The 26,923-nt window shown below is 60.7% G+C and carries 25 protein-coding genes; 19 read left to right on the top strand and 6 right to left on the bottom strand.

What is annotated here, in order from left to right; all coding sequences use genetic code 11:
* Positions 1-71: 71 nt before the first annotated feature.
* Both JNB91_RS15010 and JNB91_RS15005 read right to left on the bottom strand, forming a co-directional pair.
* On the bottom strand, positions 72-1,622 hold the full coding sequence (locus JNB91_RS15010; RefSeq protein WP_220326323.1) for an ABC transporter substrate-binding protein: 1,551 nt from the start codon (positions 1,620-1,622) through the stop codon (positions 72-74).
* A 24-nt stretch (positions 1,623-1,646) separates the two neighbouring features.
* Positions 1,647-2,960, bottom strand: a complete 1,314-nt coding sequence (locus JNB91_RS15005; protein WP_220326322.1) for a M20 family metallopeptidase — start codon at positions 2,958-2,960, stop codon at positions 1,647-1,649.
* 115 nt (positions 2,961-3,075) lie between these two features.
* Here JNB91_RS15005 and JNB91_RS15000 point away from each other — a divergent pair, with 115 nt between their 5' ends.
* Entirely contained in the window at positions 3,076-3,840 is a 765-nt protein-coding gene (locus tag JNB91_RS15000; RefSeq protein ID WP_220326321.1) for a GntR family transcriptional regulator, read from the top strand.
* 45 nt (positions 3,841-3,885) lie between these two features.
* Here JNB91_RS15000 and JNB91_RS14995 read toward each other — a convergent pair whose 3' ends face one another.
* Both JNB91_RS14995 and JNB91_RS14990 read right to left on the bottom strand, forming a co-directional pair.
* On the bottom strand, positions 3,886-4,959 hold the full coding sequence (locus tag JNB91_RS14995; protein WP_220326320.1) for an NAD/NADP-dependent octopine/nopaline dehydrogenase family protein: 1,074 nt from the start codon (positions 4,957-4,959) through the stop codon (positions 3,886-3,888).
* 47 nt (positions 4,960-5,006) lie between these two features.
* Complete coding sequence (locus JNB91_RS14990; protein WP_220326319.1) at positions 5,007-5,468, bottom strand: Lrp/AsnC family transcriptional regulator; 462 nt, start codon at positions 5,466-5,468, stop codon at positions 5,007-5,009.
* 336 nt (positions 5,469-5,804) lie between these two features.
* Between JNB91_RS14990 and JNB91_RS14985 the strand changes: the two genes are divergently transcribed.
* The 10 genes from JNB91_RS14985 (at position 5,805) to JNB91_RS14940 (ending at position 15,256) form a co-directional block, all read left to right on the top strand.
* Positions 5,805-6,545 (top strand): aspartate/glutamate racemase family protein, encoded by a 741-nt coding sequence (locus JNB91_RS14985; RefSeq protein WP_220326318.1) that lies wholly within the window; start codon positions 5,805-5,807, stop codon positions 6,543-6,545.
* Positions 6,546-6,605: 60 nt separating this feature from the next.
* Positions 6,606-7,706, top strand: coding sequence for an extracellular solute-binding protein (locus tag JNB91_RS14980; RefSeq protein WP_220326317.1), 1,101 nt, complete (start codon positions 6,606-6,608; stop codon positions 7,704-7,706).
* 109 nt (positions 7,707-7,815) lie between these two features.
* Positions 7,816-8,781 (top strand): ABC transporter permease, encoded by a 966-nt coding sequence (locus JNB91_RS14975; RefSeq protein WP_223218180.1) that lies wholly within the window; start codon positions 7,816-7,818, stop codon positions 8,779-8,781.
* Between the two features lie 11 nt (positions 8,782-8,792).
* On the top strand, positions 8,793-9,587 hold the full coding sequence (locus JNB91_RS14970) for an ABC transporter permease (protein ID WP_220326315.1): 795 nt from the start codon (positions 8,793-8,795) through the stop codon (positions 9,585-9,587).
* Positions 9,588-9,589: 2 nt separating this feature from the next.
* A complete protein-coding gene (locus JNB91_RS14965; protein ID WP_220326314.1) occupies positions 9,590-10,660 on the top strand; it encodes an ABC transporter ATP-binding protein in 1,071 nt (356 codons plus the stop codon).
* 86 nt (positions 10,661-10,746) lie between these two features.
* The gene (locus JNB91_RS14960; protein ID WP_220326313.1) at positions 10,747-12,228 is read left to right on the top strand and encodes an NAD(P)-binding domain-containing protein; all 1,482 of its coding nucleotides are present in this window, start codon (positions 10,747-10,749) and stop codon (positions 12,226-12,228) included.
* 8 nt (positions 12,229-12,236) lie between these two features.
* Positions 12,237-12,827: a 2-hydroxychromene-2-carboxylate isomerase gene (locus JNB91_RS14955; RefSeq protein WP_220326312.1), complete on the top strand. Its 591-nt coding sequence runs from the start codon at positions 12,237-12,239 to the stop codon at positions 12,825-12,827.
* Between the two features lie 13 nt (positions 12,828-12,840).
* Complete coding sequence (locus JNB91_RS14950; RefSeq protein ID WP_220326311.1) at positions 12,841-13,347, top strand: CMD domain protein; 507 nt, start codon at positions 12,841-12,843, stop codon at positions 13,345-13,347.
* A 1-nt stretch (position 13,348) separates the two neighbouring features.
* The gene (locus JNB91_RS14945) at positions 13,349-13,927 is read left to right on the top strand and encodes a peroxidase-related enzyme (RefSeq protein WP_220326310.1); all 579 of its coding nucleotides are present in this window, start codon (positions 13,349-13,351) and stop codon (positions 13,925-13,927) included.
* Positions 13,928-15,256 (top strand): MATE family efflux transporter, encoded by a 1,329-nt coding sequence (locus tag JNB91_RS14940; RefSeq protein ID WP_346269341.1) that lies wholly within the window; start codon positions 13,928-13,930, stop codon positions 15,254-15,256.
* Between the two features lie 25 nt (positions 15,257-15,281).
* On the opposite strand, the gene JNB91_RS14935 is transcribed toward JNB91_RS14940, so the two are convergent.
* Positions 15,282-16,562: an MFS transporter gene (locus tag JNB91_RS14935; protein ID WP_223218179.1), complete on the bottom strand. Its 1,281-nt coding sequence runs from the start codon at positions 16,560-16,562 to the stop codon at positions 15,282-15,284.
* Positions 16,563-16,868: 306 nt separating this feature from the next.
* The gene (locus JNB91_RS14930; RefSeq protein WP_220326308.1) at positions 16,869-17,732 is read right to left on the bottom strand and encodes a MurR/RpiR family transcriptional regulator; all 864 of its coding nucleotides are present in this window, start codon (positions 17,730-17,732) and stop codon (positions 16,869-16,871) included.
* Between JNB91_RS14930 and JNB91_RS14925 the strand changes: the two genes are divergently transcribed.
* The 8 genes from JNB91_RS14925 to JNB91_RS14890 all read left to right on the top strand — a co-directional run bounded on the left by JNB91_RS14925 (position 17,718) and on the right by JNB91_RS14890 (position 26,712).
* Positions 17,718-17,915 (top strand): hypothetical protein, encoded by a 198-nt coding sequence (locus tag JNB91_RS14925; protein ID WP_220326307.1) that lies wholly within the window; start codon positions 17,718-17,720, stop codon positions 17,913-17,915. The genes JNB91_RS14930 and JNB91_RS14925 overlap by 15 nt on opposite strands.
* Positions 17,916-17,925: 10 nt before the next feature.
* Positions 17,926-19,014: a D-TA family PLP-dependent enzyme gene (locus JNB91_RS14920; RefSeq protein ID WP_220326306.1), complete on the top strand. Its 1,089-nt coding sequence runs from the start codon at positions 17,926-17,928 to the stop codon at positions 19,012-19,014.
* Positions 19,015-19,539: 525 nt separating this feature from the next.
* Positions 19,540-21,021 (top strand): M81 family metallopeptidase, encoded by a 1,482-nt coding sequence (locus JNB91_RS14915; protein ID WP_220326305.1) that lies wholly within the window; start codon positions 19,540-19,542, stop codon positions 21,019-21,021.
* A 56-nt stretch (positions 21,022-21,077) separates the two neighbouring features.
* Positions 21,078-22,595, top strand: a complete 1,518-nt coding sequence (locus tag JNB91_RS14910; protein ID WP_220326304.1) for an ABC transporter substrate-binding protein — start codon at positions 21,078-21,080, stop codon at positions 22,593-22,595.
* A gap of 76 nt (positions 22,596-22,671) precedes the next feature.
* Entirely contained in the window at positions 22,672-23,613 is a 942-nt protein-coding gene (locus tag JNB91_RS14905; RefSeq protein WP_220326430.1) for an ABC transporter permease, read from the top strand.
* Positions 23,610-24,473 (top strand): ABC transporter permease, encoded by an 864-nt coding sequence (locus JNB91_RS14900; protein WP_220326303.1) that lies wholly within the window; start codon positions 23,610-23,612, stop codon positions 24,471-24,473. Before JNB91_RS14905 ends, JNB91_RS14900 begins: the two co-directional genes overlap by 4 nt.
* Positions 24,474-24,475: 2 nt before the next feature.
* A complete protein-coding gene (locus JNB91_RS14895; RefSeq protein ID WP_220326302.1) occupies positions 24,476-26,278 on the top strand; it encodes an ABC transporter ATP-binding protein in 1,803 nt (600 codons plus the stop codon).
* Between the two features lie 38 nt (positions 26,279-26,316).
* On the top strand, positions 26,317-26,712 hold the full coding sequence (locus JNB91_RS14890; RefSeq protein ID WP_112508375.1) for a RidA family protein: 396 nt from the start codon (positions 26,317-26,319) through the stop codon (positions 26,710-26,712).
* Positions 26,713-26,923: the final 211 nt, after the last annotated feature.

The following is a 26,923-nucleotide window of genomic DNA, read 5'->3' as shown; positions in this document are numbered from 1 at the left end:
GGAGGGTTGGGAGGGGCCTTTTGCTTTTGTCATCACCTCGCCCGAAACGAGCGCCTGACAATAGTGATGGATCAGCCGCGCTTCGGTGCCTTGTCGGAAAGCGAAGCGTAGTCGAGACGGTAGACGGATGCGCGCGGATGGGCTTCGAAACCTTCGACCCAGCTGCGCTTGGCGGCCAGAACGTCGAAGAAGGACGGGATGATCGAGGGGACTTCCTCGTTCATGATTTCCTGTGCCTTGGTGTAAAGCTCGGTGCGCTTGGCTTCGTCGGTCGTGCCGCGGGCTTCGTTGACGAGGGCATCGAACGCCTTGTTGTTCCAGCGCGTCTCGTTCCAGGCTGCATCGGACGTGTAAAGCAGCTTGAAGATGCCGTCCGGCGTCGGCTGCATGTTGTAGAAGCCGACATAGAACGAGCCCTTCTTCCATACCTGTTCCAGATAGGTCGCATGCGGCATGGTCTGGACATTGATGGTGATGCCCGCTTCCTTCGCCATTTCGCGCAGTGCGACGGCGAGTTGGGTGCGCACGGCCGGGCGGTCGGAGGCGATCAGGGTTGCTTCCAGTCCGTTCGGGAAACCGGCTTCGGCAAGAAGCTTCTTGGCTTCAGCGATATTCGCCTCGCGCTGCTTCACCTGTTGGAAGAACTGGTAGGACGGGTTGAGCGGCGTGTCGTTGCCGATCGTGCCGAAACCTTCGGTGACGAAACCGACCATGGCTTCACGATCGACGGTGAGCGCAATGGCGCGGCGGACGCGCGGATCGTTGAACGGTGCCGTGTCGCAACCGAAGTTGATGTTGCAGAACTGGCCCGACGGCGTGCGCAGCGTGTCGATCCCGTCGGTGCCATCGATGCGCAGGAATTCGGTCGGCTGAATGGTCGAGATAATATCGATATTTCCGGCGATCAGCGCCGAACCTTCGGCGGAAATATCCGGGAAGACCTGGACTTCGACGCGGTCGAGATAAGGACGTGCCGGGTCGTAATATGTCTCGTTGCGCTCGACGACGATCAGGCGATCCGGCTCGTAGGAGACGAGCTTGAACGGGCCGGTGCCGACGGCCTTGGTCGACAGGCTCTTCAGGTCGCCGGTGGCGATTGCCGCCGGGATGATGCGGGCGTTCGGATAGGCGAGTGCGGCCGGAAGGTCGGCAAAGGAGCCGGAGAGCTTGATCAGAACGGTGGTGTCGTCAACGGCGGTAATATCGGAAATCGGGCCGATATTGTTGCGGCCCGGCGAAGCGGTTGCCGGATCGAGGATAGTCTTCAACGTGACGACGACGTCGTTTGCGGTGAAGGCCGAACCGTCATGGAAAGTGACGCCCGCACGCAGCTTGAAGGTCCATTCGGTCAGCGCGTCATTGGCGGTCCAGCTTTCGGCCAGATCCGGCTCGACCGACATATCGACCCGCAGGCGCGTCAGGTTGGAGTAGAGCAGTTCGGTGACGAGATATTCCGGGTTCACGCGGGTGAGCAGCGGATGGATGACACTTGCCGCCTGATCGACGGAGATGCGCAGCGTGCCGCCCTTTACGGGCGCGGCGGCCTGGGCGAAACCGATCGACGGAGCAGCCATCAGGGCGGCGGTTCCGGCGAGGAAGAAGCGGCGTTTCATTTCCAGCATTTCATGTTCCCTTTGATTTTTGTGTCAGCTGCGGGTTTCGGGTATGTCGTCTGCGGCAAAGTCTGCCGCGAGATAGGCAAGAATGCTCTTGGCGAGTGAGATAATGTCCTGTCGCGTCGTATGTTCTTCCGGGCTGTGGATGCAGCTTTCCGGCCGGCCGAGGCCGCCGAGCAGCACTTCCGGGCCGAAGCCTGCCTTCTGCACGTAGCCGAAGTCCGAGCAGGAGGCCGCCCCCCATTTGGCAAAATCGCCTTCGCCATAGCCGAAACCTTCCGACAGGGCCTTTTGCCAGCGCGGCCAGTGCGGGCCGTCGGGATCGTCGGTCGGGATCAGGTGGCCGACGAGATCGACGGCCAGCTTGAGATCGGTTCCGGCAAGGCAGGTGCGGATCGCGGTCTCGATTTCGGCGCGTGCCTCTTCATAGCTCTCTTCCGGCGCATAACGGCGCGAAACGAGGATCTTGATTTCGGCCGGCACCTGCCCGCCCGCGGTGCCGCCATTGACAGCCGCAATCGTCAGCGATGGCCGAAGCGGCCCCGTCGCATGCGGTGGCGGCGCCAGCTTCGATGCCCGCTCGGCAACGCTGGGCTTCAGCGCGGCAAGCGCGTTCAGCACCGGCAACGCGCCCTCGATGGCGTTGACGCCGGCACCGGTGCGATTGCCCTCGCCTGCATGCACCGCATGGCCGGTGATCGTCACCTGCAGATTGAAGATGCCGAAACATCCGGCCCAGACACGCGGGGCGGCCGAACCGTTGAAATTGAGGATATGGCCCTTCAGCATGCCCTGTTCGGCGAGATAACGGATGCCCGGATAAAGCCCGCCTTCCTCATCGGTGCACAGAAGTAGCATCGGATCATAGGCAAGCGGCACGCCGCATTCCTTCGCCGCGCGCAGCGCCAGCAGCGTGGCGGCGATCGTGCCTTTCATGTCGGCGGCGCCGAGACCATAAAGACTGTCGCCCTCGATCGTCAGCGAGAGCGGATCGCGCGTCCAGCCGGGCGCAACCGGAACCGTATCGACATGGTAATAAAGACCGCAGACCGGCTTGCCGCTCTCGCGTGTCGCCACCAGGTTCGTTCGCTCGCCGAATGCAGGGCCACCGTCAACATGCCAGAGGTCGCGCGGCACCGTCACCCGCTCGAAGTCGAAGCCGAGAGGTGCCAGCAGCTCGCTCATCAGATCGGCAAACGGCCCATAACCTTTTCCCGGCGGAAAGGACGTGTCGACAGCAACCATGCGTGACAAATCCTGCACGGCAATCTCGACATCGCGCTCAATCGCTGCCATGGCTGACGTCAGAGGGTCTTGATGAAGATCAGGCTGTAGCACGGTCATTGTGGTATCCTGGGCCTCCAAGCGCTCGCCTCCTCAGCTTGCGCTTTAATATAAACTATATAGTAATACTGCGTAGAACGAGATATCGAGTCAACTCCAAAGAAGAGGCAAATAATTGCCGGAATTGCCTAATATATCATCAGATGCCGGAAAGCTCGGCGAGCTTTCTTTGCCGCTTTATGAAGTGGTTAAGCGGCAGATCACGGAAGCGATCATGATCGGCAAACTTGAGCCCGGCTCGGTTCTGCCTAGCGAAGTAGCATTGTCGCAAACCTACGGGGTGGCCGTCGGCACCATCCGCCGCGCCCTGATGGACCTCACCAATGACGGCATTCTCTCGCGCCGCCGCAAGACCGGTACGGTCGTCACCGGCCGCAAGCCGCAGCACAGCCTTCGTCTCTTCTTCCAGTATTTCCGTCTTCATGGCCTCGATGGCTCGCTGAGCAAGTCGAGAACGACGGTGACGTCGCTCGATCATGCAACGGCTTCCGCGGACGACGCGGAAAAACTGCAGATCAAAAAGGGCGCGCCGATCGTCCGTTTCCATCGTTTCAGAAACATCGATGATCGCCCGATCATGCATGAGACGCTCACCCTTTCGCGCGAAAGAGTGCCGAATTTTCCGGAGAGCAAAGAGGATATTCCCCCGCTCTTCTACCTTCACCTGCTGGAACATCACGGCATCCGCATATCGGCGGTGCGCGAACAGATCGGCGCCGATCTTGCGACAGAAGAGGACGCCCGTTGGCTGGATCTGAAACTACCCGCAGCCGTGCTCACCATCGATGAAATCGCCTATGACCAGATGGCTGTGCCTGTGCTGATTTCCGCGCACCGGGCAACGACTGCCAATCACCGCTACGTCAACGAGGTTCAATAACGCCGATAGCCGGACTGGACATCAGTCCGGCTATCGCGGCTTAAATCAATAACCCTCGTCGCAAAGCCTTGCGACCTCATCGATCGTCAGCGCATCGATGCCGAGCGCCGGCAGAAGATCGTTCTGTCCCGGCAGGTCGTGGCCAGTCGCGGCCGACATCATCGCAATCCCCGCATCATGCAGCATCGTCGGCTTGCCGGCGAGACGACCGAGCAGCGAGGTCGGTACAAGGCCGAAAGGCACGTCCTCGTAGATATAGCGGCTGTCGACCGTCGTCGGGCCGAAACCGCCGCGACCTTCCGCATGCATCTGCTGGTTCATCTCCGACACGCTGCCCATCGGCACATGGAAGGAAAGCGAGAAATGTTCGCGCACGGTGCGGACGGACAGGCCGAGCGTCGCGGCAATCGTAAGACGCTCCTCGTCGAGCGTTTCGATGACGCGGCCGACGGTCGGGGTAATGTTGTCGCCCTGCCCCCAGGTCTCGCCCTTTTCCATGCGGGTGAGGTTGAGCAGCGCAATGCCCAGATGGTTCTGCGGGTTGAGATTGCTGAGCGAGATTGCCATCACGCCATCGCGCTTGACGAAACGATCGCCGAAAAGCTCCGTGCAAAGCGCATGCCCCGCATCGATGTCGGATTTCGGCAAGGTGGCGATATCCACCTTCTGGCGAACCGTATTCACCTTCACCGTTGTCATGTCCGGCTGCACCCGGCCTGTCAGAAGCGTGGTGCCCCAGACGCTGATCGGCAGCTTCACGCCACGCGCGGCCAGCCCCTTCGACAGATAAAGCGCGCCAAAAGAGCAATGCGAGGAGATAATCACCGGCTGGCCGGATTTGAGATGCGGGATCGCGGCATCGAACGCGACCTTGTGGCCGTAACCCGGCAGGGCAACGACGATAACGTCGGCGGTGGTTACAGCCTCTTCGCAATCTTCGGCGATACGCACCCGGCCGGAGAAGTCGAAGGCGCCATTCGCAGTCAGTTCGGCACCATCGGCCAGCGCCTGCGCGCTCTTTCCGGATGGTGACCACAGCATGGGGTCATGGCCTTCCTTGGCAAGATAGGCGGCCATTCCGAATGCGATCGATCCGGCTCCGAGGATACTGACGCGCATGGTTTCTCCTTGATGATTGAGACGATTTTAGAACGTAGGGGTGGGCGTTACATGTATTTGGTCGGCAGCGCCGTTGTAAACTTCATTTCCTCCATGGCGATGGAAGAACTCAGGTCGGAGAATTCCAGCCGGCTGATCAGGTTCTTATAGACCTGGTCATAGACATCGATATCCGGCACCACGACGCGCAGCAGATAGTCGGCATCGCCGGTCAGCCGATAGGCCTCGAGAATTTCCGGGATTTCCTTGATCTCCTTGCGGAAATCGTCGAGCCAGGTAGTCGTGTGGCGCGGTACCTTGACAGAGATGAAGATCGTCATCGGCACATTTGCCATGCGCCGGTCGATCAGCGCCACCTTGGAGCGGATAAGCCCGACATCCTCCATGCGCTTGATCCGGCGCCAGCAGGGCGTGTGCGACAGGCCCACTTCCTCGGCGATCTCGACAACCGATTTTTCGGCATTCTGCTGGAGGATCTCGATGATCTTCCGGTCGATTTGGTCAAACATGACAGCTCCGGGATAAAATTGCGCTTTGACAAGTTTGCGTGAGAATTTTTTTCCATCAATCGCGGCAGCAATAGGCGGCAGTTGTTCGCGCAGCAGCGTATCAAGCGATATTTTGCGCGCACCCCACCCTCTCGGCGGACGGAAATCCGCCCAAAATCCATGCAGCGATGATCAAAATTTAAACGATCCAGCAATTCTGTCAAATCATCCTATCAGATTCGCCATTTACTAGGATGACATTGCAATATTAATCAGATCATTGTCAAAAAAAGCAATCCGTCTCCATGCCCGTTTGTCTACCCTCTTTCCAAACACAACAACCGTATGGGTGGAAAGATGAAAAGGATTGGTTTGATCGGCGGCATGAGCTGGGAAAGCACGGCTGTCTATTACCGTCGCGTCAACGAGCAGGTGCGCGAACGGCTCGGAGGGCTAAATTCTGCGGACGTGGTAATGCGTTCCGTCAATTTTCAGGATATCGTAACCCTTCAAAAACTGGGGGCCTGGGAACAGGCGGCAGGCGAATTGAGCAAGGTTGCGAGAGATCTGGAGCAGGCTGGCGCGGACATGATCCTGATCTGCACCAACACGATGCATCTTCTGGCGGACGACGTGCAGAACTCCGTCGACGTGCCGCTGCTGCATATTGCCGACGTAACCGGCGAGGCCGTGACGGCCGCCGGCTGCAAGCGGCCGCTGCTTCTGGCCACGCGCTACACGATGGAACAGGATTTCTACCGTCGCCGGGTGGAAGACAAGTTCGGCCTGGAAGTTCTGATCCCCGATGCGGAAGACCGGCAGGACGTCCACGACATCATTTTCGGCGAATTGTGCTGCGGCATAGTCAAGAGCGCCTCGCATCAGCGCTATCTCGATATCGTCGCCAAGGGCAAGGCGGCCGGTGCCGACAGCGTCATCCTTGGCTGCACCGAGATCGGCTTGTTGGTGAGCGCCGACGATTTCGACATTCCGACATTCGATTCGACCCTGCTGCATGCGGATGCCGCAGTCGACATATCTCTTGCGGCGGCCCGAGCGGCCAAGGCGGAAACAGGGCTGGCAGCGCCAATACACTAGCTGGGGGTGTGAAGTCTGCAATGCCTAGGGGAACCCGGACAGGAAAGTAAGGAGACTGACATGCGAGACTTCACACAGACACGCCGTTCGACGCTCAAGATGCTGGCCGCTGGGACCGGCATCCTGGCTGCACCGTCGATCATCCGCCCTGCCATGGCGCAGAGCAAGGTGGTCAACATCACCACCTACGACAAGTTCGTGCCGCAGTCCTTCATCGACCAGTTCCAGAAGGACACAGGGATCGAAGTTCGCATCCGCCTCACCGACGACCAGGGCAAGCAGTACAATCTGCTGGCCGCCGAAGGCAACGCGCCGTCCACCGACATCGTCACCGTCACCGGCCACCGCCTGTCGCAATTCATCACCTCCAACCTCTTGTCTCCGCTAGACACCGGCCGGATCGGCAACTGGAACAAGCTCGCGCCTGCCTATGCCGGCGCGCCGCAGCTGACTATCGACGGCAAGACCTATGGCGTGCCGCTTCTGGCTGGATTCGAAGGCTTGGTGCGCAACACCGAATACACCAAGGCGGCGGACAGCTGGGAAATCATGTTCGACCCCGAATACAAGGAGCTGACCTCCTACATCGTTTCCGACTTCCTCTCGATCGTCATGCGTTATCAGGGCAGCGACGGCGACTACGTCACCTATGAAGGCAAGGACGCAATCGCCCAGGAAGCCACCAACAAGGCGCGCGACTACCTGATCGCGCAAAAGGGCCAGGTCCGCAAATATTACGATGCCGGTTCCGAAGTGCAGCAGATGTTCGTCAACGAGGACATCTATGTCGCGCAGGCATGGTCGGGTCCTGCCGCCAAGCTGATCATGGACGGCCACCCGATCGAGCTGTCCATCCCGAAGGAAGGCACCTACGGCTTCCTCTATTCGTTCAACGTCGTCAACAACGCGCCGAATGCGGATGCCGCCTACCAGTTCCTCAACGCCATGCTGGCATCGCCGGAAATCGGTGCAGCGATGACCCGCCAGTCCGGCTTCGCCTCGGCCTTCGCCGGCGTCGACACGGTGCTGAACGATAAGGAACGCGCCGCCATGACGCTTCCCGATGAACAGATGCAGCGCATCCAGTTCTTCAGCTCGGTCAACCGCAAGATGAAGAACGACATGATCGACAAGGCAACCGCCGAAGTTAAGGCCGGCTAAGCCGCCCATCCGTAATGCCGGCGGCCGATCCTGCAACCCAGATCGGCCGCTCGGAACTGCAGTCATAAGCAAAAAGACGAATGGGAACGTAATGATGGTCGACAGTAGTATGACCGATACCGCGAAAGTGTCTCCAAGGGCCGGCCCGTCCTATGCCGGATGGATCGGCAAGCTGGCGAATTCGCCGATTTACGCCGCAACGATCGGCCTGATTGCCAACAGCCGCATGGCCCGCCTCGTGCTGCTTCTGGCAATTCCGCTCATCTGGATCGTCACGCTCCATATCGGCCCGATCTACCAGATGGCGCGCATCAGCATCATGGACAATTATCCGCCTGCCCCGGGCGGCACGGTCTACACGCTCGACAATTACCGGCTGTTCTTCCAGGAACCGCTCTATTTCATGCCCTTCCTGCGCAGCATCGTCTTCGCCGTCTGCGTCACCGCCACGACACTGATAGTCGTCTATCCGGTCGCCTATTACGTCGCAAAAGTGGTCAAGCCGGAAAACCGCACGCGCGCGCTCCTTCTGCTTTTGACACCCTTCTGGGCCGGTGAGCTGATCCGCACCTTCTCGGTGATCATGTTCCTGGCAAACCGCGGCGCGGTAAACGTCTTCCTGCGCGAGATCGGCTTCATCGATCGCCCGATCATCATGCTCTACAACTATTTCTCGCTGAGCTTCGGCGTCATCTACCTGATTTCGCTGTTCATGCTCCTGCCGCTCTATTCGGCGATCGAAAAGATCCCCACCTCGCTCGTCGATGCCGCAGCCGATCTCGGGGCAGGCCCCTGGGCTCGTTTCCGCCGGGTCATCCTGCCGCTCTCCAAGGACGGCATCATCTCCGGCTGCAGCCTCGTCTATCTCACCTCGATCGGTGTTTTTGCCGCCCCGCTTCTGCTAGGCGGGCCGAATTCGACGATCTTCCCGGAAATCATCGCCAGCCTGTTCCACGGCTCCAGCGACAAATGGCCGGAAGGTGCCGCCTTCTCAATCCTGATGCTTGCCGTTTCGCTGTCGACCGTTGGTCTATTCATGCGTGTCGTCGGCGGCCGTACCGTCAAGCTGATGTGAGGATCTGACCCATGCGCTCGTATTTTTCCGACTTCCCCAAAACCGCGCTGCAGGCCTCCTACTGGCTGTTCGTGATCTATCTGCTTCTACCGCTGGCGCTGATGATGGCGATCTCCTTCAAGGACGCCAATTTCGTCGCCTTCCCGATCGATAAGTGGACGCTCAAGTGGTATGCGCAGGTGCTGCAGGACAAGCAGTTCCTCGAAGCCTGCGCCTATTCGATCTTCATCGCCCTGATGACAACGATGTTTGCGACGATCGTCGGCGTCTGGATCGCGCTCCTGATCACCACCGAAGGCATGATCGCCCGGTCCGTCATCTTCGCGCTCGCATGTCTTCCGGCGGTCGTGCCCGGCCTGATCAACGCCATCTCGATGCGCATCTTCATCCGTGTTCTGGATATCCCGACCGGCACCGGCGCGATCATTCTCGGCCATACCGTCCACGCCGTGCCCTTCGTCGTTATCATGGTTTTGACCAGGCTGCGCTCGATGCCGAACAATCTCGTTGATGCGGCCCGCGATCTCGGCGCCGACAGTTTTGTCGCCTTCATGCGCGTGACGCTGCCTTATCTTGCACCGGCGCTCGCAGGCGGCATGGTCTTTTGCGTGCTGACCAGTATCGACGATTTCGTCCGCACCTTCTTCCTGGGCGGCTACCAGACCACCCTTCCCATGCTGATCTTCGCCAAGGTGCAGGGCGGCATGTCACCCGAAATCAACGCCATGGCGACCCTCGTGCTGATCGTGACCGCAGCCGTCGGGCTTTATGCCGAACATCTCACCCGCCGTTCGAGGACCAGATAACCATGCAGCCAGTTGTCCATTTCCGTAACGTCAACAAATATTACGGCTCCTCGCTCGCCGTCGACAATCTCGATCTCGCCATCGAACCCGGCCAGTTCGTCACGCTTCTCGGCCCCTCCGGCTGCGGCAAGTCGACGACGCTGCGCATGCTCGGCGGCTTCGAGACGCCGACCTCCGGCGAGATCTTTCTCGACGGCCAGGAGATCAGCCGGCTTCCGCCCAACAAGCGCAACGTCAACATCGTCTTCCAGGACTATGCGCTCTTTCCGCATCTGAACGTCCGTCGTAACGTCGCCTTCGGCCTTGAACTGAAGGGCATGGCGTCGGATGCGATCCACAAGCGCACGATGGAGCTTCTGTCTCTGGTCAAGCTCACCGATTTCGCCGAGCGCATGCCGGGCCAGCTGTCCGGCGGCCAGCGCCAGCGTGTCGCGCTGATGCGTGCGCTCGCCCCTAATCCGAACGTGCTTCTGCTCGACGAGCCGCTCTCCGCGCTCGACGCAAAACTGCGCCAGCAGATGCAGATCGAGCTGAAATCGATCCAGAAGACCACCGGCAAGACCTTCATCTTCGTCACCCACGACCAGGAAGAAGCGCTCACCATGTCGGATGTCGTCGTCGTCATGAATGCCGGCCGCATCGAGCAGATGGGCGATCCCCACACACTCTACGCCAAGCCGCGCAGCCGCTTCGTCGCCAACTTCATCGGCGAGACGAATTTCATCGAGGGCAAGCTGAAAGCCGTCGATGGCGGTCTGGCGGCCATCGAATGGAACGACAGCGTCGTCCATGCCAATCTCAACGGCCACAACCCGGCTGTCGGCAGCACGGTTGCTGCGGCACTGCGCCCGGAAGCCATTTCGGTGCTGTCGCAAAAGCCGACCAACACAATCGCCGTTTCCGGGCGTATCACGCAGAGCATCTTCAAGGGCGATCATACATCCCTGACCGTCAGCCTCGCGAATGGCCAGTCGCTCGTCGCCCAGCTCGATCCGGTGGCGCTGTCTGCCGTCACGGGCGATGACGTCTGGTTGACATGGCGCGAAAGCGACGCCGTGGTACTGGCCGACTGACCATCCCGCCGGCTTTTCCGGCATCTTGCCCGGCCGCCTGTCGCGGCCGGCATTACTGAATATTTGAACCGAACAGGACCTGACCCATGAGTCCCGAACCGATCCGCAGTTTCAACGATCCCAAGCTTTCAGATCTCAACGCCCGCGTTACGCAGGACCTCGAATATCTAAACTATCCACCCGCCAACTGGTCGCCCGCTTCGGCCAAGGTCGATGGCAAGCCGGTCAGCGACGTGGTCATTATCGGTGCGGGCATGTGCGGTCTGGTCGGCTGGTTCGCGCTGTCCCGCGTCGGCATCCGCAATGTCAGGATCATCGACAAGGCGCCGAAGGGCCGCGAGGGACCGTGGAAAACCTTCGCCCGCATGGAAACTCTGCGCTCGCCGAAAACCCTTCTCGGCCCAGCCGCCGGCATGGCGTCGCTCACCTTCCGTGCCTGGTACACAGCACTTTTCGGCATCACCAAGTGGGAAGAACTTTACCGTATTCCCCGTCCGATGTGGATGGATTATCTCGACTGGTACCGTGACGTCCTCTCCATCCCGGTCGAAAACGGCATCAATGTCACCCGCATCGTCCCGCGCGAGGACGGTCTGCTGGAGCTTGAAATCGCCGGCGGCGCCGAGGAACCGATCCTTACCCGCAAGCTCGTCATGGCAACCGGCCGCGATGGCCTGGGTGCCGCCGAAATTCCTGGTTTCGTCGAAGGCATTGAGCGCGGCAGGAGTTGGGCGCATTCAGCCGACGAGGTCGATTTCACCGCTCTCAAGGGTAAGCGCGTCGTCGTTATCGGCGTCGGTGCGTCTGCCGTAGACAACGCGGCTGAAGCGCTCGAAGCCGGTGCCGGTGAAGTCCGACTTCTGGCCCGCCGCAAGAAGATGCCGACGATCAACAAGCTGATGGGCATCGGCTCCTACGGCGTCACGGCTGGCTTTCCAAAAATCGATCCGAAATGGCGCTGGCGCCTGATGGATTATTCGACGCGGCAGCAGACTCCTGCCCCGCATGGCTCGACCTTGCGCGTCAGCCGCCATGCGAACGCCTTCTTCCACTTCGATTGCGGCATCGCCTCGATGAAGGAAGAAGGTGATGAAGTGGTCATCACCACCACGAACGGCCGCATCTTCCGCACCGATTTCGTCATCCTCGGCACCGGCTTTACCGTCGATCCTTTGGCCCGCAGCGAGCTTGAACCCTACAAGGATCAGATCGCCTGCTGGGAAGACCGCATCACGCCGCCCGCCGACGAAGCGAACCCGAGCCTTGGCCGTTTCCCCTGGTTGGAGGACGATTTCTCCTTCACCGAAAAGACGCCGGGCAAGGCGCCCTGGCTGAAAAACATCCACTGCTTCAACTACGGCGCGACGATGAGCCTCGGCAAGGTCAGCGGCGATATCCCGGCGATCAGCGAAGGCGCCCAATGGCTTGCCCGCGGGGTTTCCGCCGGCCTGTTCATCGACGATATCGACTACCACTGGGAAGCCCTGCTGGCTTATGAAAAGCCGGAACTCGACGGTTCCGAATGGGTCGATGCCGACGCCGATCTCCCCGAACAGAAGACAGCTTGAGGATTTTTATGCGCAAGACAGTCTATTATTATCACGCCCTCAGTTCGCCGTGGGCCTATCTCGGCTGGCCGCAGTTCAAGGCACTGATCGAAAAGCACGATCTCGACGTTGTCGTCCGCCCGACGCGCATCGTCACCGAAAACGGCGGCGTGCCGCTTCGCTCGCGCCCGCAGCCGCGGCAGGATTACCACGCGGTCGAACTCGATCGCTGGCGTAAGCGGCTCAACATGCCGCTGGTGCTCAAGCCGAAGCACTACCCGACCAATAACGAGTTTTCCGCCCGCATGGTGATCGCCGCCGACAGGCTCGGCCTGCCGGCGCTCGAACTCAGCCACGCCCTGCTTCACGCGCTCTGGAGCGAGGAACTCGACGTGACCCAGCCGGACGTGCGTATCGATGTCGCCAACCGCCTCGGTCTCGACGGCGCAAAACTGCAGGCGATGGAAGACCAGCCGGAAATCATGCAGGCCTGGCTCGACAGCCATGAAGAAGCGGGAAAACGCGGCGTCTTCGGCACACCGACCTGGGTCTACAAGGACGTGCTCTATTGGGGGCAGGACCGGCTGGACTTTCTCGACGAAGCCCTCTCGCAGGATTGAGGAATAAAATCATATGACGACAGAAACCACCGTGGATGTGATCGACAAGGTGCTGGGGCTTGGCCCATCCTCGCCGCTGCTTGCCCTGCGTGATGAGCGCGCCAAGCTGAAGCACCTCACCCAGACCAGCTATGTCGCGGCCCTCCACCCGGCCGATCCGCGCAATTTCTCCTATGCGGAACGCGCCACCCTTGCCGCCCGCATGGCCGCACTCTGGACCTCGCAGGAACTTCAGGCGCATTACCGTGATCTCGCCGAAACAGAAGGCGCAAGCGGTGATGTCCTCTCGATTGCCGATCCCGCATGGACACCGGAAGACGAGGCAAGCCGGCTTTCCGTCATCCTGCGCCATGTCGATCTGGTGACGAAGAACCCGAAGGCTGCCACCCGCGAGAATATCGAAAAGCTCTATGCCGCAGGCCTCGACGATCGCGATATCGTCACGCTTGCCGGCATCATCGCTTTCGTCAATTACCAGGTTCTGGTCGTCGCCGGCCTGAAGATGCTGAGGGACAACTGACATGTCTGACCCGGTTCATGAATTCACCCTCGATGCGCTCGAATGGCATCCTTACGTTCAACCGGTCGATCTTCAGAAGGCAACGCCGGAACAGCTCGACGCGCTGAAGGTCACGCCGTCCAACACAAAGGTTTCGGCCTATGTGCTGGTCCTGGCGCAGGAAACCGAGATGCTCGCCGAGCGCTCACCGCTGTTCAACGACATCATGTATAGTGATGGCGGCCTGTCGCGCGGCGGCCGCGAACTCGGTGCGCTTGCCGCCTCCTTCGTCAACCACTGCATCTATTGCGCCCAGGTTCACGCCAACCGTTTCATCCAGCTGGAAAAACGGCCGGAAGTGGTTGACGAGATCTACAATAACGGTCTCGACGCCGATCTTGGCGAACACGATCAGGCGCTGTTCAATTTCGGCGTCGATCTGACCGCCCATCCGGATAATGTCGGGGTCTACCAGTTCTACCACTTGCGCGAGACCGGCCTGAGTGATCTGGAAATCCTCGACCTTATCCATTCCGTGGCGATCTTCGGCTGGGCCAACCGGCTGATGCATACGCTCGGAGAACCGCACCGGAAAGACTAAGTGGCAACCGCGACAAGCGCAGACACCGCCCCCTCCTTCGAGGTTACCCATCGCGAAGTGCTGCGCATCGCGATCCCGATGATGATCGCCCATTTCTCGACCCCGCTCGTCAGCCTCGTGGCGACGGGCGTGATCGGGCAGTTGGGTGAGGAGGCGCTGATCGGCGGCGTGGCGCTCGCCGCCGTTATTTTCGACGTACTGTTCGTCACCTTCAATTTTCTACGCGGTGCGACGACCGGCTTCACCGCCCAGGCTTTTGGCGCAGGTGATCGCCGTTTTGAGCAGCGCATGCTGCTCGGGGGGCTTACGATTTCCATGGTCGCCGGCCTCGTCATCCTGCTTCTGCATGTGCCGATCGGCAATCTCGGCCTCACCGTGCTCGGCGCAGATGGCGCGGTGGCGGAAGCGGCAAAAATCTATTTCTCCTGGCGCGTCTGGTCGGCCCCCTTCGTGCTGTTCAATTTCGTCGCCTTCGGCTGGATCATCGGCCGGGGCGATGCGCTCACAGCCATGCTGCTGCAGGGCCTGCTGAACGGCCTTAATCTGGGCCTAAGCATCTGGTGGGTGCTCGGTCTCGATGGCGGCGTCGCCGGCCTTGCGATCGCCAGCCTTGTGTCGGAAATCGTCACGGCGCTTGCAGGTGCCGCCATCATCCTCTGTCGCACCGACAAGGCCAGCTGGAACTGGCCGGACCTGAAAAGCCTGCGCCGGCTTTTCTCTGTCAATGGCGACATGATGATCCGCTCGTTTGCGCTTCTGATCGGGCTATCCTTCTTCACCCGCCAGAGCGGCGAACTCGGCATCGATATCCTCGCCGCCAACACCATCCTCTTGCGCTTCTACTTCTTCGGCGTCGCCTTTCTCGATGGCATCGCCACCGCCGCCGAACAGCTCGCCGGACGCGCCGTCGGTGCCCGAAACCGAATCGCCTTCGACCGGATGATCAAGCTCACCACGCTCTGGGCTTTGGTCTTCGGGGCGCTCGTGGCACTCTCCTTCATGGCCGGCGGCTGGTGGGTCATCGATCTCGCATCGCCCAATGCGACGGTCGAGCTTCTGGCCCAAGGTTTTCTGCCCTATGCCGCGATCATGCCGCTGGTCGGTGCCATCGCCTTCCAGATGGACGGCGTCTATATCGGCGCAACATGGTCCCGCGAGATGCGCAATCTCATGCTCTTGTCGCTCGCCACCTATTTCGCCGCCTGGGCGGTATTGCAGCCGTTGTTCGGCAATCACGGCCTGTGGATTGCGCTTCTCTTGTTCCAGAGCGCCCGCAGCATCGCCTTCCGGCTGATGCTGCCGAAGCTGACGGCAAGAACGCTCGGCTGAAAAGCGCGCCTCACGGCACCGGCGATCAAGCCTGCTTCGCCGAAGCTTGCCCTTCCGAAATTTCGTGATCCAGCACGCCCTGGATCATCTCGTCCGTCACGCGGATCTCGGCCCCGATCGGCGACATTGCCGTTGCCGGAGCAAAAGGCGCAACCTGTGTCGCTTCCGGCCGCGCGCCACGCCGCCAGAGGAAGAACGCCACCATCAGCACGTTGAGAACCGCCAGCGACCAGAATAATCCGGCCGGTCCGAATTCCGTCATCGCGGCAGAAATCGAGATAGGGCTGATGGCCGAGCCGAGCGAGTTGACCAGAAGCATGCCCTGCACCATCGGCACGAGAGAACCCGCAGATGCCCGGTCGGCAGAGAAACTGATGGCGACCGGATAGATCGCAAAGATGCCGCCGCCCAGCAGGAAGAGGGTGATCATCAGCATGGTCGCATTCTGCGGCACCAGTAGAATGACCGCGCACAGCAGCAGGCAGGCAAAGGCAAGCGTGATCAGCACTATTCGCCGGTCCTGCTTGTCCGACCAGCGCCCCACCGGATATTGCAACACCATTGCGCCGAGAATAACGCAGGCCATCATCATCCCGATCTCATCCACCGGCATGCCGATGGTCTGCAGATAGAGCGGGAAAAGCGTATAGACTGCGGCAATCGCAATACCGGAACCGAAACAGCCGATCACGCCACTCGGCGACATCTTGAAGAGCTGCAGCGGCTTGAGCGCCTCTACCCGGTCCATCATCGGCATCTCGCGCGGCAGGATGACGATCGGAAGAACCGACAGCGAAGCCAGCATGGCAGCTGCGATGAACGGCGCGAATTCTCCCATGCCGCTGACGGTTCCAAGAAGCGCCTGCCCGAGCGCACCCGCGCCGTAGAATGCAATCATATAAAGCGCCAGAAACCGGCCCCGCACCGTCTGGTCCGCGGCGAGCAGCAACCAGCTTTCGATGACGAGAAAAACGCCAACGGTCGTCCAACCATAGATCAGCCGGACAAGGATCCACAGCATCCAGTCGGCCGACAGGACCTGCATGAGAATGCTGACGACGCCGAGCGAGGCGAAACTGGCATAGGCGCGGATATGGCCGATCCGCACGATCAGCCGGTCATGAAACATCGCCCCGAGCGTCAACCCGACGAAATAGGCGGAGGAGACAATGCCGATCATCGTCGGCGAGGCACCGGCCGCATCGAGCCGCAGGGTGGTCAGCGACGATAGAAAGCTGTTGCCGACGCTCAGGATGAACAGGCCGAGAAGCGGCGCCAGCACCGTTGCCAGGGTTTGCCTAGACATGAAGGTCTCGTTTTTATGAGTTTGAAAGTGGCGATGCCTCATCCCGGCATTTCGCCTCGCCGTGGCGGCACAAAAGACCGCAAGGATTATGCCGCGTGATCGATACAGGATCGTCGACGCCTTGATGCTCAACTTCTTACACGAAAAACAATCCGGGAATGCTGGAGACAGGCAGTTGTTGCGCCCATCTCCAATGTTCAAAATTCGACATCTCTCTCGTCTGATCGCGACAAGAGTTCATGCCTAAAAACGGCATCATGATGTCGCAAATGCATCAATCTGCAAATGCTTGAATTTGGGTTGCAATCAGTCGCCGAGAAGCTGGCGGTCGTCCCCGTCACGGTTGCGCACCAGTTCCTCCTTGATCGCGCGCAGCGATTTCAGCGCTTTTGCGCGATCGGCATAGGCGACCATGTTCGCGAGAATATCGATCGCCGCAAGATAGGCATAACGCGTCGAGGTCGGCCGAAAGATGTTCTTGCCCTCGGGCATCTCGATCGCGATTACCACATCCGCCGCCTCTGCCACCGGCGAACCGCTCTGTGTCATCACGATCGTCGGGATCGCCCGCTCGCGCAGCAATTTGAGGCAATGGACAAGCCCCATGTCGCGGCCGGTGAAAGACGAACCGAAGACGACCGTGCCCGGCTGGGCGGCTGCCGAGATCATCAGGTTCATGCCGTGGTCGCTCGATGCATTCACCCGGCAGCTCAGGCGAAACAGCCGGTTATGCAGCTCGTTTACGATCATCGCCGAATTGCCGCTGGCGCCGAAAGCCTGAATGAACTCGGCCCCCCGCAGCATCTGCGCCGCCTTTTCGATAGCCTTGAGATCAAGCTGGCGATGCACCTCGAACAGCGCATTTTGCGCTTTCGAAACGATATCCTGCGCCACTTCCTCGGCTGTCGCGGTTGGGGCTTCCGGCGTCAGGTAGCGCAGGCCGACATAGGCGAGCTTGGCGAGCTGCACCTTGAAATCGGAATAGCCCTGGCAGCCAAGCCGGCGGCAGAAGCGCGTCACCGTCGGCGGCGAAACGCCGGCCTTTTCCGCCACTTCGATGATCGATGCATTGACGACGAAATCGACATTTTCCAGCGCGAACTGGGCGAGCTTCGCCTCCAGCCCGGAAAGCCGGCCATCCTGATCGGAAAGGGCATGAAACAGATCCATTCGGTCTTCCCTTCAGATTGGCCGCAGCAAAAAAAGCCTGCATTTGTGAAAATGAATTTCACTGTTCTCGTGTTTGATAGCATAATGCCGGCCAGCATCAACGAAACTTGGTCGTCCCAAGAAAATAAAAGCAACCTTCCCCGCGTCGATGCCGCTTCTGGCACGGTCGCTTCATCCCGATGAGGTCTCTTCCATGAACTATCCCTGGCCCGAACCCGGCACGCCGCTCGATGAGGTTGCAACCCCGATGCCGGTCATCGATGAGGCACGGCTTGCCGCCAACATCGCCCGCGTCCAGGCCTATTGCGAAAGCCATGGCAAGGCGTTCCGCCCGCATATCAAGACCCACAAGATTGCAGCCGTCGCCCGCCAGCAGGTGGAAGCCGGTGCCCTCGGCCTCAACTGCCAGAAGGTCACCGAGGCGGAAGTGTTTGCCGATGCCGGTTTCGACGACATTCTGATCACCTACAACATTCTCGGCGCGGCAAAGCTCGCCCGCCTCAAGGCGCTCAATGCCCGTGTGGCGAAACTCGCCGTCGTTGCCGATAGCGACACCACGGTCGCAGGCCTTGCCGCCACGTTCGATGCCGACAAGCCGCTGACCGTGCTGATCGAATGCGATACCGGCGCAAAGCGCTGCGGCGTCCAGTCGCCGGAAGCAGCCGTCGCACTTGCCGAAAAGATCGCGGCCGCACCGGGCCTGCGTTTCGGGGGCATCATGACCTACCCGGCCACCGGTGGTGCCGAACAGGTCGAGGCCTTCATGGCGAAGACCATGGCGCTGCTTGGCGAAAAGGGTATCGATTGCCCGGTCCGCTCCAGCGGCGGTTCGCCGGACCTGTTCTTCGCCCATCTCGTGCCGTCCGCCACCGAACATCGCGCTGGCACCTATGTCTATAACGACCGCAGCATGGTCCGCGCCGGTCACTGCACGGCGGACGATCTGGCCATGCATATCCTCGCCACCGTCGTCTCCCGTCCGGCGCCGGATCGCGCCGTGCTCGACAGCGGCTCCAAGGCGCTGACATCGGACCTGCTCGGCTTTTCCGATTACGGTTCGATTGCCGGTTATGAAGGCGCGAAGGTCGTTTCGCTTTCGGAAGAACATGCGGTGGTCGATATCTCCGCCTGCACGACGCCCTTCCCGGAGATCGGCGCGCAAGTAAAGGTCGTGCCGAACCACACCTGCGTCGTCACCAATCTCTTCGACCGCATGGTCTTTCATAAGGACGGCGTGGTCACGCGGGTTGAAAATGTCGATGCGCGCGGAACGGTCTGGTAAGGCTAAGCCTTGAAAATTTTCTCGCGCCGAGCCGATAAACAGCAACCATGCTGCCATGGATCGGGTAAGAGGATGAAAATCGGGCGCCTGTCGAGGGCGCCCTTTTTCATGGCGGAGTTTACCGTCGCTACCGGTTGCGGATGTTCGCGGCAACGGAAGGCATTGATTCAGAAATGAATTGCGGCTCCGACAATCGAAGCGACGACATCCACCAGCTCCCGTGGACATGAAAATTTTCCGCGAATTTCGCCTCTAAGAAAATAAATTACACAAAATCGTGCCAAATCTGAAAATCCATTGACTTGGCTTTGATTTGGCGCATTATGAAGAAAATAAATTACACCGAAACGGTGAGCGGGCGAACTTCAGGAAAATGGGAAATCGGATCATCCGAGAGCCCCGGCACTGTCCCTGAGCGGCAGTCATACGGGCGGCTCCGGCAGACTTCAAAACAACACAACATGGCAACGGTTACGAGCCTCGCTTGCGTCGGCTCGCAGGCCGAAGTGTATTCGGATTTAAGACATGCGCATCTTCACCGCCTCGCTGGCGACAGAGACGAACACCTTTTCTCCCGTGCCAACGGACATGAACGCCTTCAAGGCGGCGTTTTATGCCGGGCCGGGCGAACATCCCGATACGCCAACCCTGTGCTCCTCCGTCGTGCCGATCCTGCGCCGCCGCGGTAAGGTCGAGGGTTTTACCGTCATTGAAGGCACGTCCTGCTGGGCGGAACCCGCCGGCCTCATCCAGCGCCAGACCTATGAGACGCTGCGCGACCAGATTTTGTCCGAACTGAAAGCCGCCCTGCCGGTCGATGGCGTGGTTCTCGGCCTGCACGGTGCGATGGCCGCGCAAGGCTATGACGATCCCGAGGGCGATCTTCTTTCCCGCGTCCGCGAAATGGTCGGCCCCGACGTGCTGATCGCCGCCGAATTCGACCCGCACAGCCACCTCACCGCACTCCGCGTCGCCAATCTGAACATCATGGCCGCCTTCCTCGAATTCCCCCATACGGATTTCGAACAGCGCGGCGAGCATGTCGTCGAACTGGCGCTTCAGGCGCTGCGTGGAAAGATCAGGCCGGTCATCTCCACCTTCGACTGCCGGATGATCACCATCTTCCCGACCAGCCGCGAACCGATGCGTTCCTTCGTCGATCGCATGCAGGCGATGGAAGGCAAGGACGGCATCCTGTCGGCCTCCGTCATCCACGGCTTCATGGCAGGCGACCTGCCCGACATGGGCACCCGCATCGTCGTCGTCACCGACAATGACAAACAAAAGGGTGACGCGCTGGCAGAAAAGCTCGGCCACGAGCTTTATGGCCTGCGCAAGACCACCGCGATGCCCATGTTCGATACGGAGGAAGGTCTCGACAAAGCCATCGCCATCCGCGCCGCGCATCCTGAGAAGCCGGTCACCATCGCCGATGTCTGGGACAATCCCGGCGGCGGCGTGGCGGGCGACGCGACATACATCCTGCGCCGGATGATGGAACGCGGCATGGATGATTTCGCTGTCGCAACGATCTGGGATCCGATTGCCGTCACCTTCTGCCATGCGGCAGGCGAAGGCGCGGAACTGTCCTTGCGCGTCGGCGGCAAGTCCAGCCCGGAAGGCGGCGATCCGCTGGATCTGCGCGTCACCGTGCAAAAGGTTTTCGATGCCGGCTGGCAGAGCTTTCGCAATTCGCGCGTCACGCTCGGCAGCACAGCCGTCATCCGACCGGTCGGCACCAATATCGATATCGTGCTGATCACCAGCCGCACCCAGACCTACGAGCCGGATATCTTTGCCAATCAGGGCATTGATTTCGCCTCGAAGTCTTTCATGCTGATCAAGTCGACCAACCATTTCTACGCGGGCTTCCAGCCGGTCTCGTCCGAGATCGTCTATATCGCCGCGCCGACCTCCTATCCGACCAATCCGGCAACGACGCCCTATCGCAAGGCGAGCCTGAAGCTCTGGCCGCGCGTGGCCGATCCGCTGGGTCTGGATGCCTGAAACCGCGGCCGGACAGGAAAGCCGGCTGCACCACTGAACGCAACAAGGGGATGACCATGAAAAAGAGTGCACTTGTTCTGATGACGCTGGCGGCCTTGGCCGGCACCAGCAGCCTGGCAATGGCGCAGGCAAGCGACGGCGTATTGACTGTCGCCACGATCGGCGAGCCGCCGACGCTCGACGTCATGCAGACGGCGACCGATATCGTGCTGACCATCGACCAGCACATTTTCGAGACCCTCTACACCTATGACGCCGAATGGAAGTCCGTACCGCTGCTCGCAGCCGGCATGCCGAAGATTTCCGAGGACGGCCTGACCTACACGATCCCGCTGCGCGAAGGCGTAAAGTTCCATGACGGCAGCGATTTCGATGCCAAGGACGTCACCGCCTCGCTGAAGCGCTGGATGGCGGTCAACTCCAAGGGCAAGCAGGTCGCAGCAATCGTGGAAAGCCTGACGGAAGAGGGCGATCACGCCGTCGTCTTCAAGCTGAAGTCGCGTTATGCGCCGCTGCTCGCCACGCTGTCGCAGGCTTCCGTCATCCTGCCGTCGGAAAAGATCGCCGACACGCTGACCGAATTCGTCGGCACCGGCCCCTATGCATTGAAGGAGCGCAAGCCCGACCAGTATACCCAGCTCGTCCGCTTCGACGGCTACAAGTCGCCTGAAGGCGAGCCGAGCAACTATGCCGGCAAGCGCGAGGCGATCGCCAAGGAAATCCGTTTCGTTCCGGTGCCCGATGCCAATACCCGCGTCGAAGGCCTGATCTCCGGCCAGTTCGATTATGCGGACTCGCTTCCGGTCAGCGCCTTCGAGCGCGTCGAGGGCAGCAGCAATGCCAAGCCCGTCATCTTCCGCGATGCCGGCTGGGCCTCGATGAACATGAACATGAAGGAAGGCATTCTCGCCAAGAAGGAACTGCGTCAGGCGGTTCAGGTTGCGCTCAACCCGAACGACATGATGATGGCCGCCTTCTCCGACACCCGTTTCTTCAGCGTCGATGCCTCGATCTTCCCGGAAGGCTCCTTCTGGCACACGGAAGAAGGTGTCGCCCGTTACGGCGACGGCAATCCGGAAGAAGCCGCCAAGCTGCTCGAAGCTGGTGGTTACGACGGCACACCGATCCGTCTTCTGACCAGCCGCCAGTACGAATTCCACTACAAGATCGGCGAAGTCGCCAAGGCCTATCTCGAAGCCGCCGGCTTCAAGGTAGACCTGCAGGTGGTCGACTGGGCAACGCTCACCACCCGCCGCGCGGATTCGAAGGCATGGGACATCTTCATCACCCATTCCAACTTCCCAGGCGACCCGACGACGATCAACACGATCACCGATACCTATCCGGGCTGGTACGTTTCCGAGCAGAAGGCAAAGGCTGTCGCCACCTATATGGACGCCACCACCGACGATGCCAAGAAGGCGGCATGGGACGGCATCCAGACGGTCATCTATGATGATGCACCGCTCTACAAGGTCGGCAATTTCAATGCCGTTTCGGGCGTTGCCAACGGCGTCTCCGGTTACGAGCCGACCTACTGGCCGCATTTCTGGAACGTGACCCCGAAGAAGTAAGCTGAAGCAGTTCCGGCAGAGGCGGCAACCGCTTCTGCTGGAATGATCTAAAAACTGAGGACTGACTATGGCAAGGATCGCACAGGCGCTGCTGAAACGGCTGGGGGGCATGGCAATCGTGCTTGCTCTCGTCGTGACGGTGGTCTTCATCATCGTCCGCGTCACGCCCGGCGATCCTGCCGCCGTCATGCTGGGGTCGGATGCGACCCCGGAAGACATCGCGCAATTGCGCACCAAGATGGGGCTCGATGCGCCGCTTCTCCTGCAATATGGCCAGTTCGTTCTCGGCATCCTGCAGGGCGATCTCGGGCAGTCGATCTTCCTGAACCAGCCGGTTACGACAGCACTTGCCGCCCGTGCCGAGCCGACCTTCTTCCTCACCCTCTTTTCGATCCTGATCGCGGTTGCCATCGCGCTGCCGGTCGGCATCCTGTCGGCCGTCAAGCGCGGCACGATCTTCGACCAGATCGTCGTGACGCTCACCATGGTCGCTGCCAGCGTTCCGAGCTTCTGGCTCGGCCTGATCCTGATCCAGGTCTTTGCCGTCGGCCAGGGCTGGTTCCCGGCGTCCGGTTACGGCGGCCCCGAAACCCCGTTCCTCGAGCGCCTGCACCATCTCGTGCTGCCGGCAGTCGCGCTCGGTGTCGTCAATTCGGCGCTGATCACCCGGTTTACCCGCGCCGCCATGCTCGATGTTCTGGGCGATGATTATGTTCGCACCGCCCGCGCCAAGGGCGCCGGCGAAGGTCGCGTCATCCTCAAGCATGCCCTCAAGAACGCGATGATCCCGATCATCACCGTCATCGGCCTCTCCATCGCCATGCTGGTTGCCGGTGCAGTCGTCACGGAAACCGTCTTCGGCCTGCCGGGCGTCGGCAATCTCGTCGTCTCGGCCGTGCTGCGCCGCGATTATCCGGTCATTCAGGGCGCGCTGCTCGTCGTTGCCGCCATCTATGTCCTCATCAACTTCATCGTCGACATGCTCTATATTCTCGTTGATCCAAGGGTGCGCCTATGACCACGATGGCCTCCCTCTCCATGCCCTTCGCGTCGGGCCTGCGCCGCCTGTTCGGCAACCGCGCCATGCTGTTCGGCGCGATCATTCTCGCAATTGTCATTCTGGCCGCACTGCTCGCGCCTTGGGTCGCGCCCTATGCGCCGAACAAGCTGTCGATCATCAACAAGCTTAAACCGCCGTCGATGACGAACCTCTTCGGCACCGATGAATTCGGCCGCGACATCTTCTCCCGCGCCATCTTCGCCGGCCGCATCTCGCTGCTGGTCAGCCTCGGCGTCGTGGTCATCTCCACCGTGCTCGGCGTCATTCTCGGCGTTGCGGCAGGTTTCTTCCGCCGCCTCGATGCGCCGATCTCGCGCCTGCTCGATGCGATGATGTCTTTCCCCGACATCCTGCTCGCCATCGCGCTCGTTGCGGCCCTCGGCCCCTCGCTGACGACCGTCATCCTGGCGCTCGGCATCACCTATGCGCCGCGTCTTGCCCGTATCGTCCGCGGCTCCACGCTGGTCCTGCGTGAACTGCCCTATATCGAGGCCGCCGTCGCCATGGGCCTGCCGACCTGGCAGATCCTCGCCCGCCACGTGCTGCTCAACCTCGCCTCTCCCATCCTCGTACAGGCCACCTTCGTCTTCGCCTCGGCGATGCTTGCCGAAGCAAGCCTCTCCTTCCTCGGCGTCGGCGTATCCACCGACATGCCGACCTGGGGCACGATGCTGGCATCCGGCCGCGAATACATGAACAACGCTCCGTGGCTGATGGTGTTTCCGGGCCTGGCCATCGTCTTCTCGGTTCTCTCCCTGCAATTGCTGGGCGACGGCCTGCGCGATCTCGTCGATCCGCGTCTCGCCAAGGAAAGCTGATCATGACCGACACAATCACGAAAAAGCCGGTACTGTCGGTCGAGAACCTGACGACCTCGTTCAAGACGCAGGATGGCTGGAAAGCCGTCATCCGCAATATCAGCCTGCATGTCGATGCCGGCGAAACGGTCGCGATCGTCGGTGAATCCGGCTCGGGCAAGAGCGTCACGGCGCTATCCACCATGCGGCTTCTGCCGGCCGGCCGCTCGCGCACCGAAGGCCGTATCCTGCTCGACGGCACGGACCTGCTGAAGGCCAGCGAAGCCGAGATGCGGAAAGTCCGCGGCGGCTCGATCGGCATGATCTTTCAGGAGCCGATGACCTCGCTCAACCCGGTCTTCACCATCGGCAACCAGATCGCCGAAGCGCTCGTCCTGCATCGCGGCCTGTCGTGGAGCCAGGCGGAAGCCGAAACCGTTCGCCTGATGGAACGCGTCCGTATTCCTGCCGCGAAGACCCGTCTTCACGAATATCCGCATAAATTCTCCGGCGGCATGCGCCAGCGCGTGATGATCGCCATGGCGCTCGCCTGCCGCCCGAAACTGCTGATTGCCGACGAACCTACCACCGCACTCGACGTCACCATCCAGGCCGAAATCCTCCACCTGCTGCGCGAGCTACAGCGGGAGGAAAACATGGGCGTGCTGTTCATCACCCATGACATGGGCGTCGTCGCCGAAATCGCCGACCGCACCGTCGTGATGTTCCGCGGCGATATGGTCGAGACCGGCAAGACCGACGAAATTTTTTCCGCACCGACCGCCACCTATACCAAGTCGCTCCTCGCCTCGATCCCGCGCCTCGGCACGATGGGTTCAGCCATTGCCCCGAAGCGTTTCCCCGAAGTCGATGCCTCGACCGGCACTGCCACCGATGGCCGCGAGATGAACCCGGTCGCCCATACCGTCGCGCCGATCCTCAAGGTCGATAATCTCGCCGTCCGTTTCGACCTGCCCAACGGCCGCGTCCATGCCGTCGAGGACGTCTCCTTCGATCTGCGCCCCGGCGAAACCCTGTCGCTGGTCGGAGAATCCGGCTGCGGCAAATCCACGACCGGCCGCGCCATCATCCGCCTGCTCAATCCGTCCGCCGGCTCGATCGTCATCGACGGTCAGGACGTGACGAAGGCCGGCACGCGCGAACTGCGCACGATGCGCCGCACCTCGCAGATGATCTTTCAGGATCCGTTTGCCTCGCTCAACCCGCGCATCACAGTCGGCTCCGCGATTGCCGAACCGATGCTCGCCCACGGCCTGATGGGTCGCAAGGACGCCAAGACCCGCGTGGCGGAACTGCTGGAACAGGTAGGCCTTTCCGCCGCAATGGCCGATCGCCACCCGCACGAGTTCTCCGGCGGCCAGCGCCAGCGTATCTCGATTGCCCGCGCATTGGCGCTCGACCCGAAATTCATCGTCGCCGATGAAGCGGTCTCGGCGCTCGACGTCTCGGTCAAGGCGCAGGTCTCCAACCTTCTGCTCGACCTGCAGGAAAAGCGCGGCCTCGCGTATCTCTTCATCAGCCATGACATGGCCGTGGTGGAGCGCATGAGCCACCGCGTCGCGGTTATGTTCCTGGGCGAAATCGTCGAGATCGGCCCGCGTGCGGCGATCTTCGACAATCCGCAGCATGCCTATACGCAGCGCCTGATCTCGGCGGTGCCGATCCCCGATCCGTCACGCCGCGGCCAGACACCGCCGCCGCTAACCGAAGAAATTAAAAGCCCGGTCCGGCCGTTTGACTATGTGGCCCCCAAGCGTACATACCGCGAAGTTTCGCCGGGCCATTTCGTGCAGGAAGCGCATTAAGCACCCTGATTTCACTACTGGAATAGAAAGACGAATTCATGAGCAGCAAAAAACTCATCCGTTACGATGTCGCCGACGCCCAGGCCGGCGGCCAGCGCCGCCCCTTCGCCAAGGCCGTTCGCGCCGGTGATTTCGTCTATGTTTCGGGCCAGGTCCCGACCGTCGATGGCGAAGTCATCGTCGGCAATATCGTCGCCCAGACCGAACAGGTGATCGAGAACATCAAGTCGGTTCTGGCTCTGGCCGATTGCACGCTGGAACATGTCGTCAAGGTCAATGTCTGGCTCGACGACGCCCGCGATTTCTCAAGCTTCAACGCCGTCTTCCAGAAACACTTCATCGACCACCCACCGGCCCGCTCCACCGTCGAATCCCCGATGATGGTCGACGTCAAGGTCGAGATGGACGTGATCGCGTATAAGCCGCTGGATTGATAGAGAAGGACCGGCAGAATTCCGCCGGTCTCTCTCTTTGAGAGACGTTCGCCCCTCGTTTCGTCATCCTAGGGCTTGTCCCTAGGATCTAACCACGTCACCAGAACCGGGACGTCGAGGTAATCGAAACGACAGCAGATGCTCGGCACAAGGCCGAGCATGACGGAGAGAGCGGCGAGCGCCGCTTTCTTCCTCCCTGCAGCGAGCAGCT

This window comes from Aliirhizobium wenxiniae (genome assembly GCF_019511445.1).
Classification (GTDB): domain Bacteria; phylum Pseudomonadota; class Alphaproteobacteria; order Rhizobiales; family Rhizobiaceae; genus Neorhizobium; species Neorhizobium wenxiniae_A.
The sequence above is the reverse complement of the archived record's forward strand: the minus strand, read 5'-3'. Positions and strand labels throughout refer to the sequence as shown.